The sequence below is a fragment of the Pseudomonas sp. P1_C12 genome, assembly GCF_056406435.1.
Window position 1 is genome coordinate 115876 of record NZ_JBFUAE010000007.1, and the last position, 14471, is coordinate 130346.

The window sequence follows — 14471 nt, forward strand, 5'->3', positions numbered from 1 at the left end:
GCCATTGGAATAGAAAATCAGCAGGCAGCATGCCCGGCCTTGTTCACAGCGGCAACCACCGCTCAAACTGTTCAAAAAACGTACAACCCCGGCAAGCCCTTGACCAGCGTGGCCTGCAGCCATGTGCGCGCACGTTATCCACAGGCCGGTCCACAGTCTCTGGGGGCAAGTGGAAAAGCTGCAAGCCGCTATCCACAAGGCTTTGCGCGGGGTTTTGAAACTTTTTTGCTTGACCCTCAACCGCCTGCTGTGTAGCCCTTGGCCATTTTCATGACTGACGGGTCAAACCGACGATGGCGCCAAGCCAGTAACCACGGCCTTCAGCCGAGTCTTTCCAGAGTTTAATCACAGACTTATCCACAGGCTTGTCCACGCCGATTTCATGCATTTTCATCCCGAACAAAAAGGTTGACAAAGCGGCCTGCAAGCTGAGCAAAAACACCTGATCAAAAAACAACCACACCTCTGCAAGCCACGGTTTAAAAGGCGTCCAGCCAGCTACTCCCACGTTATTCACAGCCGGTTCCACAGCAAACGGGGACAAGTCAAAACTGTGACAAAACAACTATTTGCAGCGGCTTTATGTCGCGCTTTGCGAGCTTGGGAATATTGTTTTCCACAATTTTACTTTACGTCACATCGCCGCTCTTGTAGGAGCTGCCGAAGGCTGCGATCTTTTGATCTTGACCTTTCAAAACAAGATCAAAAGATCGCAGCCTCGTTTCACTCGACAGCTCCTACCACGGCCTTTACAGAGCGGGCATAAAAAACGCCCTGACACTGAGAGCGGCAGGGCGTTTTTTAACGCTGAGGATCAATGCCCGCCGAGATAGGCGTTACGCACGTCCTCGTTGACCAGCAACTCCTTGCCGGTACCAGTCATGCGGATTTCGCCGTTGACCATCACGTACGCCCGGTCCGACAACCGCAGGGCGTGGTTGGCGTTCTGCTCCACCAGAAAGATGGTCATGCCGGTCTTGGCCAGTTCCCGCAGGGTGGCGAAGATCTGCTTCACCACGATCGGCGCCAGGCCCAGGCTCGGCTCATCCAGTAGCAACAACTTGGGCCGGCTCATCAGGGCACGGGCGATGGCGAGCATTTGCTGCTCGCCACCGGACATGGTCATCGCCCGCTGGGTACGCCGCTCTTCGAGCCGCGGGAACAGCTCGAACATGCGTTGCATGTCTTCCTTTGCGTACTTGTCACCGATAGGGATGGTGCCCATCAGCAGGTTCTCCTCGACGGTCATGTCGGGAAACACCCGCCGCCCTTCCGGCGATTGCGCGATGCCGTTGGAGGCGATGTAGTGGGACGACTTGTGGGTGATGTCCACGCCCTGGTAGAGGATCTGCCCGTCGGCGGCCCGTGGCTGGCCGAAGATCGACATCAGCAGGGTCGACTTGCCGGCACCGTTGGAGCCGATCAGGCTGACGGTTTCCCCTTCGTTGATGTGCAGCGAGACTTTCTTCAGGGCCTGGATCGGCCCGTAAAACACATCCAGTTCCTTGAGTTCGAGGATGGGTTGACTCATAGCACCACTTCCTCTTCATCGGCGCCCAGGTAGGCCGCAATCACTTTCGGATCGTTACGAATCGCTTCAGGCCCGCCTTCGGCGATGACAACGCCGTGGTCCAGCACCACAATGTGGTCGGAAATGCTCATTACCATGCCCATGTCGTGCTCGATCAGCACCACGGTCAGATCGTGCTCGTCGCGCAGCAGCCGGATCATCGCGCTCAGCGCTTCGGTTTCCTGGGGGTTGAGGCCGGCGGCCGGCTCGTCGAGGCAGATGATCTGCGGACGGGTGCACATGGCCCGGGCGATTTCCAGGCGGCGTTGCTGGCCGTAGGACAGCTCACCGGCCAGACGGTTGGCGCAATCCACCAGGTCCACCACCTCCAGCCAGTAGAACGCGTGGTCCAGCGCATCGCTTTCAGCCTTGCGATAGCCCTTGGTGTTGAGGATGCCGGCCAGCATGTTGCGGTTAACCCACATGTGCTGTGCCACCAGCAGGTTTTCCAGCACCGACATTTCCTTGAACAGGCGAATGTTCTGGAAGGTCCGCGCCAGCCCGGCACGGTTCACCAGGTGGGTGCCGCCGAATGCCTTGTAGAACAGCCGACTGGCGAAGGATTTCGGCGAAACGAAATCCGTTGGTTTGAACGATTCGCCCAGCAATTTGATGACGTTGGTCTGCTGACCGCGCACGTTGAGTTCGATCTTGCCACCGGAGGCCTTGTAGAACCCGGTCAGGCAGTTGAACACCGTAGTCTTGCCGGCGCCGTTGGGGCCGATCAGGGCGAAGATCGAATTGCGTTTGACCTTCAGGCTGACATCGTTCAACGCCTTGATGCCGCCGAAGTGCATCATCAGCTTTTCGACACTGAGTACGACTTCGCTCATGGCGCTACTCCTTTACGCGGGGTCACACCGGTACGGCTGATCCGAATCAGGCCGCGCGGTCGCCAGATCATCATCAACACCATCAGGATGCCGAACAGCAACACACGATACTCCGCGAAGCCACGCAGCAGTTCCGGGGCGACGGTCAGCACGAAGGCTGCCATCACTACGCCGATGGTCGAACCCATACCGCCCAGTACCACAATGGCAAGGATCAGGGCCGATTCGAAGAAGCTGAACGAGGTCGGGTTGACGAAGCCCTGGTAGGTGGCGAAGAACACACCGGCCAGACCGGCCGTCGAAGCACCGATGGTGAACGCCGAGAGCTTCACCAGCACGTGGTTCAGGCCCATGGAGCGGCAGGCGATTTCGTCTTCACGCAAGGCTTCCCATGCGCGGCCGACCGGCATACGGGTCAAGCGGTGTTTGATGTACAACACGGCCAGCACGACCATGAACAACACCGCGTAGATGAAGTAGTACTTCACGTCGGGGTTGTAGGCGATGCCGAAGAACTCGTGAAACGGCACACCACCGTCTTTCGCCCGTTTGCCGAACTCCAGACCGAAGAACGTTGGCAGCGGCGCAGGCATACCGTTCGGACCACCGGTCAGCGACAACCAGTTGTTGAGGATCAAGCGAATGATTTCACCGAAGCCCAGGGTCACGATTGCCAGGTAGTCACCGTGCAGACGCAAAACCGGGAAGCCAAGGATGCAACCCGCAAGGCCGGCGGTGATCGCCGCCAGTGGCAGCACCGTCCAGAAGCCCAGCCCAAGATACTGGTAACCAAGCGCCAAACCATAGGCACCGATGGCGTAGAACGCCACGTAACCCAGGTCGAGCAGGCCGGCCAGGCCCACCACGATGTTCAGCCCCAAACCGAGCAACACATAGATCAACCCGAGGATGACCACGCCTAGCAGGTAGGAGTTGGAGAAAAACGGAAACACCACGGCAATGACGATCATCAACGGGATGATCCAGCGCAAGCGGGATTTGTAATCGGGTGGCAGTACATGAACCCCGGAGCCAGTGGTTTCAAACCCTTCGAGAATTCTCAAACCCTTGGGTGTTTGCAGGAACAGGCTCAAAGCAAAGCGGCCAGCCATGACGATGGCGACAATCCACGCCACTCGCGTTGGTTGCAGGTTGAAGCCATAGCCGTCGAGGACGATGCCGACAATCGGACCAAATACGATGAGCGCTACAAGGCCGGCAAGAATCGCGTCAACCAGACTTCTTTTGATATCAATGGTTTTTTTAGTGGTTGAAGACATCGCTTACACCTTCGACACAAGAGGACGGCCGAGCAGGCCTTGAGGCCGAAAGACCAGAACGAGAACAAGCAACGAGAAGCTGAAAACGTCTTTGTAGTCGGAGTTGACCAGACCGGAAAACAGCGACTCGGAGATCCCCAGAATGATCCCGCCAAGCATCGCACCCGGCAGCGAGCCGATCCCGCCGAGTACCGCTGCGGTGAACGCCTTGATGCCGATGACGAAACCTGCGTAGAAGTCGAACGTGCCGTAGTTCATGGTGATCAGCACGCCGGCCAACGCCGCCATCGCGGCACCAATGATGAACACGTAGGAAATGATGCGATCGGTGTTGATCCCCAGGATCGAGGCCATCTTGCGGTCTTGCTGGGTTGCGCGGCACATGCGGCCGAGCTTGGTGTACTTGATGACATAGGTCAGCAGGCCCATCCCGACAAACGCTGCGACCAGAATGAAGATCTTGGTGTAAGTGAGCTGGACGAAGCCGGTCCCGACTTCTACTCGCAATGCACCAGTCAACAGCGTCGGAACGCCTTGTTGGCGGGCACCCTGGGCGATCTGTGCATAGTTTTGCAGGATCAGCGAGATCCCGATGGCGCTGATCAGCGGTGCCAGTCGGGTGGAGTTACGCAGGGGTTTGTAGGCAACACGCTCGATGACCCAGCCATACACCGCCGTGACCACGATGGTGAAGATCAGTGTGCCGAGCATCAACAGAGGGAAGGATTCAATACCGAAGTATGCCAGCAGAGCCAGACTGATTGCCGCGAGGTAAGCGGAAATCATGTAAACCTCGCCGTGGGCGAAGTTGATCATGCCGATGATGCCATAGACCATTGTGTAGCCGATGGCGATCAGGCCATAGACCGACCCGAGGGTCAGGCCGTTGACCAGTTGCTGCAGGAAAATACCATCCATAACGCAATCTCACGCAATGAGAACCTGCACATGTGGCTGTGCGGTTCTTCTAAGGAAAATACAGATTTACGTCGGAGCAATGTCGGCCACGATCAGAAAGGCCACCACAACCCTTGTAGGAGCTGGCTTGCCTGCGATAGCGGTTAAACATTCAACAAAGTTGTCGACTGCCAGTCCGTCATCGCGAGCAAGCTCGCTCCTACAAGGGATCTGTGGGGTTCATCCGATCGAGCCAGCCCTTACTTCTGTTTTTCCAGCTGGTGGTACTTGCCGTCCTTGTCCCACTGGTAAACCACGTAGTCGGAGACTTTCAGGTCGCCCTTGCTGTCCCAGGTCTTCTCGCCCATGACGGTTTTGACCGGGTTGGCTTTCAGCCATTTGGCAGCGTCTTCGCCCTTGTTGGACTTGGCGCCATTGAAGGCAGCGGCCAAGGTCTGGACCGAAGCGTAAGCGTAGAGGGTGTAGCCTTCAGGCTCGGTACCGGCCTTGCGGAATGCGTCTACCACGGTCTTGCTGTCCGGCAGCAGGCGCGGGTCGGCACCGAAGGTCATCAGCACGCCGTCGACGTATTGCGGGCCCCCAGCGGTGGTCACCAGTTCGTCGGTCACGATGCCGTCGTCGGACATGAATGTCACGTCTTTGAGGCCTTCGGTACGCAGTTGTTTAACCAGTGGACCGGCCTCTGGGTGCAGACCGCCGAAGTAGACCACGTCGGCACCGGCCGCACGGATCTTGGTCACCACGGCGCTGAAGTCTTTCTCGCCGCGGGTCAGGCCTTCGTACAACACCGGCGTTACGCCGCGCTTGACCAGTTGCGCTTTGGTGGCGTCCGCCAAACCTTGGCCGTAGGTGTCTTTGTCGTGCAGCACGGCGACTTTCTTGCCCTTGAGCACGTCGACGATGTAGTCGCCAGCCACGATGCCTTGCTGGTCGTCACGCCCGCACATACGGAACATGGCGCTCAGGCCGCGCTCGGTCACCTTTGGGTTGGTGGAACCCGGGGTGATCGTGATGATGCCCGCTTCGTCGTAGATCTCGGAGGCCGGGATGGTCGACGAGGAGCAGAAGTGACCGACCACGCCGGCGACTTTCTGGTTGGTCAGGTCCTTGGCGACTGTCACAGCCTGCTTCGGCTCGCAGGCGTCATCGCCCTTGACCAGTACGATTTTTTCCCCGTTCACGCCGCCCGATGCGTTGACCGCGTCGGCCGCCGCCTGTGCACCCTTCATGTACTGTTCGCCAAATGCCGCGTTGGCGCCCGTCATTGGTCCCGCTACACCGATCTTGATGTCAGCCTGAGCAAACGCAGAAACACCCAGCGCAGTTGCCACTGCGAGGGCCAGAAAGCCTTTCTTGTAAAACGTCTGGGACATGAGGTGGTGCTCCATGGTTTTTTTTAATTGGCACTGCGACTTCACTGAATGCTCAGAGCAAGGGCCGTGCCATCGGTTTTTTATTCTGAAAAAAGTCGCTGCTTTCTTGTTATTTCGACTGTTTCGGGCCCATTTTCATTGGGCGTGCAACCGTCTAAACCGCGGAAGGTAGAACCATTATTTTTTTGAGGCGCAACCCGCCTGCGCCATCATTGCAACCGCGGCTTTAAACGACGTGCAACCAGCCTGTAACAACGTGCGTCACCGAAGTGCACACTGCTGGTGCGAGACTGCTACAACCCGCACCACTACAGGCTAGCTGCAGATCGAAAAAGCGCCGCTTCCTACGGCAAAAATCAACCTTCAGATCACGATCCGAAGGCACTGGCCTGCGTGATACAGCGAGAATCCCGCCTCATACAGACAGCTGCGCAACCCCACCCCGGCCAATGGCTGCATGGGCGCGAAAGGAATCGGTAGTGCTTGAGGATTTCCGTTACACAGGTAATCGGCAAAGGCCTTGCCGACCACCGTTCCCGTGGTCACGCCCCGCCCGTTGTAACCGGTGACTGCCACCAAACCGGGCGCCGGTTCGAACAGGCGCATCAAATGATCGGGGGTGAAGGCGATGCAGCCGGTCCAGGTGCACTCCCACTCCACCGGTTTGAGGTACGGGAAATAGTGCTGCTGCACCCGGTCGGCCCAGGCCTTGAGAAACCAGGCTGGTTTCTGATTGCCATTACCGAGACTGCCCAGCAGCAGGCGTCCGTCTTTATCCCGACGAATACTACTCAAGACCTGGCGGGTGTCCCAGGAACCCTGGCCGCCGGGAAGAATTTGCCGGGCGGCTTCGTCGGTCAGCGGGACCGAGGCCACCTGGTAGTAATAACCGGGGAAAAAATTGCGCCGCAGTTCCGTCCAGTCGCCTTCGGTGTAGGCATTGGAGGCAATCACCACTTTCTCGGCCATGACCGAGCCCTGGGCGGTTTGCACAGACCAGCGCTGGCCCTGACGCTCAAGTCGGGTGACCGGGGAGTGATCGTATAATTGACCGCCCAGGCCGATGGCCGCTTTGGCCAGCCCCGTGGTATAGGCCATCGGGTTGAGCGTGCCGGCGCGGCGATCGAGCAGCGCGGCGGCGATCTTTTTGGTGCCCGTCGCTTGCTCGCAAGCCTGGCCAGTCAACAACTCCACCGGCGCCCCGCGGCGTTTCCATTGTTCTTCACGACTGCGCAAGTCAGCTTCGCCACGGGCGTTGTGCGCCATGTGCAGCGTGCCTTCGCGGCGCAACTGGCAATCGATGTTGTACTTGTCCACAAGGCTGAACACCAGGGATGGCGCCGCCCCAAGCATGCGGTTGAGCTGGCTGCCAACCTCCTTGCCAAACCCGGCTTCGATCTCGTCCGGGGGAATCCACATCCCGGCATTGACCAGCCCGACGTTACGCCCCGAACCACCGTGGCCGGCGCGATGGGCCTCCAGTACACAAACGGTCTTGCCTTGCTCCAGCAGATGCACCGCCGCCGACAAACCGGTAAAACCGGCGCCGATGACGCAGACATCCACCGTGATCTCACCCTTGAGGGCCGAATTGTCCGGCCTTTGCGGCGTCAGTTTTTCCCACAGACACTCTTCGCGTAACGGCATTGCCAGACTCCAACAGAAACCTAACCCACCTCGTTGTCGCCGCCAAAAGATCGCAGCCTGCGGCAGCTCCTACAAAATCGCAGCCAGTCACAGTCCTGTAGGAGCTGCCGAAGGCTGCGATCTTTCCAGCTTCACAATCAATACTTAATCGAACGTAATACCCTGCGCCAACGGCAATTCCAGCGAATAGTTCACGGTGTTGGTCTGGCGGCGCATGTAGCCGCGCCATGCATCGGAGCCGGACTCACGACCACCGCCGGTTTCTTTCTCGCCACCAAATGCACCACCAATTTCAGCGCCGCTCGGGCCGATATTGACGTTGGCGATGCCACAGTCGCTGCCCACCGCCGACATGAACTGCTCGGCTTCACGCACGTCGGTGGTGAAGATGCACGAGGACAGGCCTTGTGGCACAGCATTGTTCAGGCGCAGGGCTTCCTGGAAATCGCTGTAGCCGACCACGTACAGGATCGGGGCGAAGGTTTCGTGGCAGACCACATCGCTCTGCTCCGGCATTTCGACGATGGCCGGCGACACGTAGTAGGCATTGGGGAACTTGTCTTCCAGCTGACGTTTGCCGCCGAACACCCGGCCGCCTTCGCTCAGGGCTTGTTCCAGCGCGTCCTGCATGTTGTCGAAGCTTTGCTTGTCGATCAGCGGGCCGACCAGATTGCCTTCCAGCGGATGGCCGATACGTACTTTCGAGTACGCGGCTTTCAGGCGGGTTACGATTTCTTCTTTCACCGATTCATGGGCGATCAGGCGACGCAGAGTGGTGCAGCGCTGACCGGCGGTGCCGACGGCGCTGAACAGGATCGCGCGAACGGCCATGTCCAGGTCGGCGCTTGGGCCGAGGATCATTGCGTTGTTGCCGCCCAGCTCCAGAATGCTGCGGGCGAAACGTGCGGCGATTTTCGGCGCCACTTCACGGCCCATGCGGGTACTGCCGGTGGCGCTGACCAGCGCGACACGCGGATCATCGACCAGGGCTTCGCCGGCATCGCGACCGCCAATGACCACCTGGCTCAGGTGCGGTGGAGCATCGCTGAAGTTCTTCAGCACACGATCGAACAGCGCCTGGCAAGCCAGTGCGGTCAGCGGAGTCTTTTCCGACGGTTTCCAGATCACCGGGTTGCCGCAGACCAGCGCCAGCGTGGCGTTCCAGGCCCAGACCGCAACCGGGAAGTTGAACGCACTGATCACCCCGACAACGCCCAGCGGATGCCAGGTTTCGCGCATGTGGTGGCCAGGACGCTCGGAAGCGATGGTCAAACCGTACAGCTGACGGGACAGGCCGACGGCGAAGTCGCAGATATCGATCATTTCCTGAACTTCACCCAGGCCTTCCTGGGTGATCTTGCCGGCTTCCCACGACACCAGCTCGCCGAGGTCGGCCTTGTATTCACGCAGGATGTCACCCAGTTGCCGCACCAGTTCGCCACGGCGCGGTGCCGGGACCTTGCGCCACAGTTCGAACGCATGATCTGCGCGACTGATGTGCTGCTCGACTTCAGCAGCGCCTTCCCAGTTCACGGCGGCGATCCTGCTGCCATCGATGGGCGAATGCACCGGCACTTTGCCATTCTGGTACAGGGCCGGGTTCACACCTAGACGATCAAGCAATGCGGCAACCATGAGTCACTCCTCAAGCAAAAGACAGAACACGTGCAGCCGGAAATTCACGGCTGATCAGACCTGTAGTTTTAGCTGCCCGGAGGTTACTCAACAAACGACCTTTAAGAGAGATATCATTCCGTTTATTCATGCTGTGCATTGCTGGCAATAAGAAACAAGAACCAAGGACCGCCCATGCTGAATAAACGCTACTTGCCATCGATCGCTGCGTTGCAGTGCTTCGAGGCCGTCACCCGGCATTTGAGCTTCACCCGGGCCGCCGAAGAGTTGAACCTGACCCAAAGCGCCGTGAGCAAACAGGTCGCGCAACTCGAAGAGCTGTTGCAACACCTGCTGTTTCGCCGGGTGCGCCGCCGCCTGCAGATGACGCCGGCCGGTGATCTGTATCTGGTTGAGGTGCGAAAAATCCTCACGCAGGTCGAGATGTCGACCCATTACCTGCGTTCCTACGGTGGCGAAACAGAAGTCCTGCGGGTTTCGACGCCTCCCACCTTCGGCGCACGCTGGCTGGTGCCGCGCCTGAAAGGCTGGCGCCTGCGGCACCCGTCGATCCACCTGGACCTGTGCAGCGAACAGGAAGCCGACGATCTGCTGCAAGGTCGCAGCGACCTGGCGTTCTACTTCGGCCAGGGCTCGCGGCCGGGCACCGAATGCCTGAAGCTGTTCGGCGAAGAGCTTGTTCCTGTATGTGCTCCGGGCAGCTTGCCTGCCCAACCGTTCACCGATCCGACGCAACTGTCCGATCTGGTACTGCTGCAAAACGCCTCCCGCCCCCAGGCCTGGCACGACTGGTTCGAGCATCAGGGCTACCACACCGAGCACAGCTACCACGGCCCGCGTTTCGAAACCTTTTATATGTGCATCCGCGCCGCCCAGGTCGGTTGCGGCGTTGCGTTGTTGCCACGCTTTCTGGTGGAAGAGGAACTGGCTGACGGCAAACTGGTCATTCCCTGGCAGCATGCAATGCCCAGCAGCGATGCCTATTACCTTGCCTACCCTGAACACTCGGCGGAAGTGCCCAAGGTGCGGGACTTTGTGAAGTGGATGCTGGAGCAGATCGATAGCCCGGATGCGGTGCCGCATTAAGCCCTCCCACAAGGATCTGCTGCAGTCTAAAAAATTGCTGGCAATCCCCTTCACCGTTATGCGCCACTAGCTCTATTCAATGTGGAGAACCCCCGTTATGAGCGAGAGTGTGTTTGCCGATCGCATCGTGCAGAACCTGCTCGACACCGACTTCTACAAACTGACGATGATGCAGGCGGTGCTGCACAACTACCCGAACGTCGAAGTCGAATGGGAGTTTCGTTGCCGTAACAGCGAGGACTTGCGCCCGTACCTGGCGGAAATCCGCTTCCAGATCGAGCGCCTGGCCGAGTTGAGCCTGAGCGCCGACCAGTTGAGCTTTCTCGAGCGCATCAGCTTCCTGAAGCCGGACTTCCTGCGTTTTCTCGGGTTGTTTCGCTTCAACCTGCGCTACATCCACACCGGCCTCGAAAACGGTGAGCTGTTTATTCGCCTGCGGGGCCCCTGGCTGCATGTGATCCTGTTCGAAGTGCCGCTGCTGGCGCTGGTCAGCGAGGTGCGCAACCGCTATCGCTACCGCGAAGTCGTGCTGGAGCAGGCCCGCGAGCAGCTCTACCGCAAGTTCGACTGGCTGAGCGCCAATGCCAACAGCGATGAATTGTCCGAATTGCAGGTGGCCGATTTCGGCACGCGCAGACGTTTTTCTTACCGCGTGCAGGAAGAAGTGGTGAATGTGCTCAAGCACGACTTTCCCGGACGCTTCGTCGGCACCAGCAACGTGCACCTGTCCCGGGAGCTGGACATGAAACCGCTGGGCACCATGGCCCACGAGTGGATCATGGCCCACCAGCAACTCGGCCCGAGGCTGATCGACAGCCAGATCGCCGCACTCGATTGCTGGGTCCGCGAATATCGTGGCCTGCTGGGGATTGCCCTGACTGACTGCATCACCATGGATGCCTTCCTCGGCGATTTCGATCTGTTTTTCGCCAAGCTTTTCGACGGTTTGCGCCATGACTCGGGCGATCCGGTGGTATGGGCGGAAAAGGCCATCGCCCACTATCACAAGCTCGGCATCGACCCGATGAGCAAGACGCTGACCTTCTCTGACAGCCTGACCCTGCCCAAGGCTCTGGAGATATTCCGGGTGCTGCGCGGTCGGATCAATGTCAGCTTCGGCATCGGTACCAACCTGACCTGTGATATTCCGGGTGTCGAACCGATGAGCATCGTGCTTAAAATGGCCGCCTGCAACGGCCAGCCGGTGGCGAAGATCTCCGACGAGCCAGGAAAGACGCACTGTAAAGACCCGAATTTCGTCGCTTACTTGCGACACGTTTTCCAGGTTCCTGCCGCCCTTTCAAATACATCAAGCAAGGAGTGAATTCATGCAAGCCGTACAGCGTGAGATTGCTGAACAGCTCAAGGTCCAGCCGCCATTCGCCGACGAAGCCGCCCTTGAGGCCGAAGTCGCCCGGCGGGTGACCTTCATTCAGGACTGCCTGGTCAATTCCGGGCTCAAGACCCTGGTGCTGGGCATCAGTGGCGGGGTCGACTCCCTGACCGCCGGTCTGCTGGCCCAGCGGGCCGTCCGTGAACTGCGCCAGCGCAGCGGTGATGCCGCGTACAAATTCATCGCCGTACGCCTGCCCTACGAAACCCAGTTCGATGAACACGACGCCCAGGCTTCGGTGGATTTCATCAAGCCGGACGAGCGCCACACCGTGAACATCGGCCCGGCGGTCAAGTCCCTGGCCAATGAAGTCGCGGCCTTCGAAGGCAAACATGCGGTGTCGGTGGACTTCGTGCTCGGCAACACCAAGGCACGCATGCGCATGGTCGCCCAGTACACCATCGCCGGCGCGGCCCATGGCCTGGTGATCGGCACCGATCACGCGGCGGAAGCGGTGATGGGGTTCTTCACCAAGTTCGGTGACGGCGCCTGCGACCTGGCGCCACTGAGTGGCCTGGTAAAAAACCAGGTCCGCGCCATCGCCCGCAGCTTCGGCGCGCCGGAGTCGCTGGTGGAGAAAGTCCCGACCGCCGACCTCGAAGACCTGTCGCCCGGTAAACCGGACGAAGCTTCCCACGGCGTGACCTACGCCGAGATCGACGCGTTCCTGCACGGCAACCCGGTGCGTGAAGAGGCGTTCAGGATCATTGTTGATACGTACAACAAGACCCATCACAAGCGGGTGATGCCGTTTGCGCCGTAACGCCTGCGCGCAGGAGCGTGTAGGAGCTGTCGAGTAAAACGAGGCTGCGATCTTTTGATGTTCAAGATCAAAAGATCGCAGCCTGCGGCAGCTCCTACAAGCGCAAAAAAAAGCGTCCACTACGGACGCTTTTTTTATGACTGCGATTCAATTACTTCAGGGTCACGGTGCCTTTCATCATCGAGATGTGCCCCGGGAACGAGCAGAAGAATCCATACTTTTCAGCCGCATCCAGCTTGGACACATCGAAGGTCACCGAGTCTGTCTCGCCAGCGCCGATGATCTTGGTGTGAGCGATGATGCGAGCGTCGCCTTCCTTCAGGTAGTTCTTGTCGATACCGGCGCTCAGGCCGTCGGTGGCGATCGGCTGCATGTCAGCTTCTTTACTCAGCACCCAGTTATGGCCCATGACGTTCTTCGGCAAGCTGCCGGAGTGCTTGAGTTCCACGGTAAACGTCTTGCAGCTCTTGTCGATTTCAATGGCCTTGGTGCTAAAGGACATTTGATCGGTGGAGTCAATGGTGGTCTTGCACTCGGCAGCCATCAATTGGCTGCTAGCCAGTGTCAACAGGGATACCGCAACAAGTTTGGCAAACATGGTGAATCTCCAAGGCAGGGTTAACGAAATCGCGAATGGACAGAAGACTGCCTGAAAATTTCGCAAGTTCATATGACTTGAATCAAAAATTGTATACAACTTTCGGGCTATGACACCGATGCAAACTATCTACCGGCCAAGTGCCTGGTCCGGGCCTATCATCAGACCGTCCCCTTCAAATGGAACGTCTGTCATGTCGATCAACAGCCTGTTGTGCAGTTTGCTCGCCGCCTACGCTTGCGGCGCCAGCGGTACGTACGAACCCCCAGAACACCAAGTCTAGCCCTTGGAGTACCGTGCGCCTGCCTTTACTCTGTGGCCCTGATCGACCATGGAGCAAAGCATGTCTTTAACATCCGTTTGTGTATTTTGTGGTGCCAGCACCGGCACCAACCCGGCTTACCGTGAAGCGGCCGTGGCCCTTGGCCGGGCGTTGGCCGAACGCAAGCTGACCCTCGTTTATGGCGGCGGCGCCGTGGGCCTGATGGGCATCGTCGCCGATGCCGCGCTGGCGGCCGGCGGTGAAGTGATCGGCATCATCCCGCAAAGCCTCAAGGACAAGGAAATCGGCCACAGCGGCCTGACTCGCCTGGAAGTCGTCGATGGCATGCACGCCCGCAAGGCCCGGATGGCCGAGCTCAGCGATGCCTTTATCGCACTGCCCGGTGGCCTTGGCACCCTCGAAGAACTGTTCGAAGTCTGGACCTGGGGCCAGCTCGGCTACCACGGCAAACCGCTGGGTTTGCTGGAAGTGAACGGTTTCTACAGCAAATTGACGTCTTTTCTCGATCATATCGTCGGCGAAGGCTTCGTTCGCGGGCAGCACCGTGACATGCTGCAAGTGAGCGAATCGCCGCAAACCCTGATCGATGCTCTGGATGCCTGGCAACCGTCCATAGCGCCAAAATGGGCCGAGCAAAAACCCAGCTAACGGCTTGGCACCGATACAGGGCAGAATATGCGCCGCTCAACCTCACCTTCGACCCCAGAGGATCGCCCATGGCCAAACCTAATTATTCCTTCGCCAAACGTCAAAGAGACTTGGCCAAGGAGCAGAAGAAAGAGGAAAAGCTTCAGCGCAAGAAAGCTACAGCTGAAGAAGAAGCAGCCGCACTGAACCCGGAAGCAGAAGGTGAAGTGGCCGCAGAAAGTGATGTTGAAGCACCGAAAGATCAGGCGCCCGACGCCTGAGACCCTCAGGGCCCGATGATCTGATCAGGCCCACCGGATCTGTGTCCAGGGTTGGCAGCTTTGCTGCCAACCCTCACAGGCCAATCGAATGACTCCAACACACCACCATTCCCTGTAGGAGCGAGCTTGCTCGCGAAAGTGGTGTGTCAGACAACATCCTTGTGAATATGAAATTGCTTTCGCG

14 protein-coding genes are annotated in these 14471 nt (G+C 58.8%); 5 read left to right on the forward strand and 9 right to left on the reverse strand.

Annotation, left to right across the window (positions count from 1 at the left end; genetic code table 11):
* Positions 1-268: 268 nt before the first annotated feature.
* The 8 genes from AC1D19_RS14625 to amaB all read right to left on the reverse strand — a co-directional run bounded on the left by AC1D19_RS14625 (position 269) and on the right by amaB (position 9256).
* Positions 269-517 (reverse strand): hypothetical protein, encoded by a 249-nt coding sequence (locus AC1D19_RS14625; protein WP_477763650.1) that lies wholly within the window; start codon positions 515-517, stop codon positions 269-271.
* 297 nt (positions 518-814) lie between these two features.
* The gene (locus AC1D19_RS14630; RefSeq protein ID WP_477753479.1) at positions 815-1531 is read right to left on the reverse strand and encodes an ABC transporter ATP-binding protein; all 717 of its coding nucleotides are present in this window, start codon (positions 1529-1531) and stop codon (positions 815-817) included.
* The gene (locus AC1D19_RS14635; RefSeq protein WP_477753480.1) at positions 1528-2403 is read right to left on the reverse strand and encodes an ABC transporter ATP-binding protein; all 876 of its coding nucleotides are present in this window, start codon (positions 2401-2403) and stop codon (positions 1528-1530) included. Before AC1D19_RS14635 ends, AC1D19_RS14630 begins: the two co-directional genes overlap by 4 nt.
* Complete coding sequence (gene livM, locus AC1D19_RS14640; protein ID WP_477753481.1) at positions 2400-3683, reverse strand: high-affinity branched-chain amino acid ABC transporter permease LivM; 1284 nt, start codon at positions 3681-3683, stop codon at positions 2400-2402. The genes AC1D19_RS14635 and livM overlap by 4 nt, the downstream gene beginning before the upstream one ends.
* A 3-nt stretch (positions 3684-3686) precedes the next feature.
* Positions 3687-4601, reverse strand: coding sequence for an ABC transporter permease subunit (locus AC1D19_RS14645; RefSeq protein ID WP_223462544.1), 915 nt, complete (start codon positions 4599-4601; stop codon positions 3687-3689).
* 239 nt (positions 4602-4840) lie between these two features.
* Entirely contained in the window at positions 4841-5974 is a 1134-nt protein-coding gene (locus tag AC1D19_RS14650; RefSeq protein WP_477763651.1) for a branched-chain amino acid ABC transporter substrate-binding protein, read from the reverse strand.
* A 363-nt stretch (positions 5975-6337) separates the two neighbouring features.
* A complete protein-coding gene (gene amaA, locus AC1D19_RS14655; RefSeq protein ID WP_477763652.1) occupies positions 6338-7621 on the reverse strand; it encodes an L-pipecolate oxidase in 1284 nt (427 codons plus the stop codon).
* Between the two features lie 144 nt (positions 7622-7765).
* Complete coding sequence (gene amaB, locus AC1D19_RS14660; RefSeq protein WP_477763653.1) at positions 7766-9256, reverse strand: L-piperidine-6-carboxylate dehydrogenase; 1491 nt, start codon at positions 9254-9256, stop codon at positions 7766-7768.
* Between the two features lie 174 nt (positions 9257-9430).
* Here amaB and AC1D19_RS14665 point away from each other — a divergent pair, with 174 nt between their 5' ends.
* The 3 genes from AC1D19_RS14665 to nadE all read left to right on the forward strand — a co-directional run bounded on the left by AC1D19_RS14665 (position 9431) and on the right by nadE (position 12498).
* Positions 9431-10342 carry a LysR family transcriptional regulator gene (locus tag AC1D19_RS14665; RefSeq protein WP_477763654.1) on the forward strand — a complete coding sequence of 304 codons (912 nt, stop codon included), beginning with the start codon at positions 9431-9433 and terminating at the stop codon, positions 10340-10342.
* 97 nt (positions 10343-10439) lie between these two features.
* Positions 10440-11666: a nicotinate phosphoribosyltransferase gene (pncB, locus tag AC1D19_RS14670; RefSeq protein ID WP_477763655.1), complete on the forward strand. Its 1227-nt coding sequence runs from the start codon at positions 10440-10442 to the stop codon at positions 11664-11666.
* Positions 11667-11670: 4 nt separating this feature from the next.
* A complete protein-coding gene (nadE, locus tag AC1D19_RS14675; RefSeq protein WP_477753182.1) occupies positions 11671-12498 on the forward strand; it encodes an ammonia-dependent NAD(+) synthetase in 828 nt (275 codons plus the stop codon).
* A 151-nt stretch (positions 12499-12649) separates the two neighbouring features.
* Here the strand turns inward: nadE and azu are convergent, their stop codons facing one another.
* Positions 12650-13096 (reverse strand): azurin, encoded by a 447-nt coding sequence (gene azu / locus AC1D19_RS14680; protein WP_477763656.1) that lies wholly within the window; start codon positions 13094-13096, stop codon positions 12650-12652.
* Positions 13097-13439: 343 nt separating this feature from the next.
* Between azu and AC1D19_RS14685 the strand changes: the two genes are divergently transcribed.
* Together AC1D19_RS14685 and AC1D19_RS14690 are read left to right on the forward strand one after the other, a co-directional pair.
* Positions 13440-14027 carry an LOG family protein gene (locus AC1D19_RS14685; RefSeq protein ID WP_477753180.1) on the forward strand — a complete coding sequence of 196 codons (588 nt, stop codon included), beginning with the start codon at positions 13440-13442 and terminating at the stop codon, positions 14025-14027.
* 68 nt (positions 14028-14095) lie between these two features.
* Positions 14096-14287 (forward strand): hypothetical protein, encoded by a 192-nt coding sequence (locus tag AC1D19_RS14690; protein ID WP_110660080.1) that lies wholly within the window; start codon positions 14096-14098, stop codon positions 14285-14287.
* Positions 14288-14471 lie beyond the last annotated feature (184 nt).

Bases quoted from the DNA above. Each gene is read 5' to 3' on its own strand.
- nadE (WP_477753182.1), top strand. From the start codon at position 11,671: ATGCAAGCCGTACAGCGTGAGATTGCTGAACAGCTCAAGGTCCAGCCG.
- amaB (WP_477763653.1), bottom strand. From the start codon at position 9,256: ATGGTTGCCGCATTGCTTGATCGTCTAGGTGTGAACCCGGCCCTGTAC.
- amaA (WP_477763652.1), bottom strand. From the start codon at position 7,621: ATGCCGTTACGCGAAGAGTGTCTGTGGGAAAAACTGACGCCGCAAAGG.
- livM (WP_477753481.1), bottom strand. From the start codon at position 3,683: ATGTCTTCAACCACTAAAAAAACCATTGATATCAAAAGAAGTCTGGTT.
- AC1D19_RS14690 (WP_110660080.1), top strand. From the start codon at position 14,096: ATGGCCAAACCTAATTATTCCTTCGCCAAACGTCAAAGAGACTTGGCC.
- pncB (WP_477763655.1), top strand. From the start codon at position 10,440: ATGAGCGAGAGTGTGTTTGCCGATCGCATCGTGCAGAACCTGCTCGAC.
- AC1D19_RS14650 (WP_477763651.1), bottom strand. From the start codon at position 5,974: ATGTCCCAGACGTTTTACAAGAAAGGCTTTCTGGCCCTCGCAGTGGCA.
- AC1D19_RS14665 (WP_477763654.1), top strand. From the start codon at position 9,431: ATGCTGAATAAACGCTACTTGCCATCGATCGCTGCGTTGCAGTGCTTC.
- AC1D19_RS14635 (WP_477753480.1), bottom strand. From the start codon at position 2,403: ATGAGCGAAGTCGTACTCAGTGTCGAAAAGCTGATGATGCACTTCGGC.
- AC1D19_RS14685 (WP_477753180.1), top strand. From the start codon at position 13,440: ATGTCTTTAACATCCGTTTGTGTATTTTGTGGTGCCAGCACCGGCACC.
- AC1D19_RS14645 (WP_223462544.1), bottom strand. From the start codon at position 4,601: ATGGATGGTATTTTCCTGCAGCAACTGGTCAACGGCCTGACCCTCGGG.
- azu (WP_477763656.1), bottom strand. From the start codon at position 13,096: ATGTTTGCCAAACTTGTTGCGGTATCCCTGTTGACACTGGCTAGCAGC.
- AC1D19_RS14630 (WP_477753479.1), bottom strand. From the start codon at position 1,531: ATGAGTCAACCCATCCTCGAACTCAAGGAACTGGATGTGTTTTACGGG.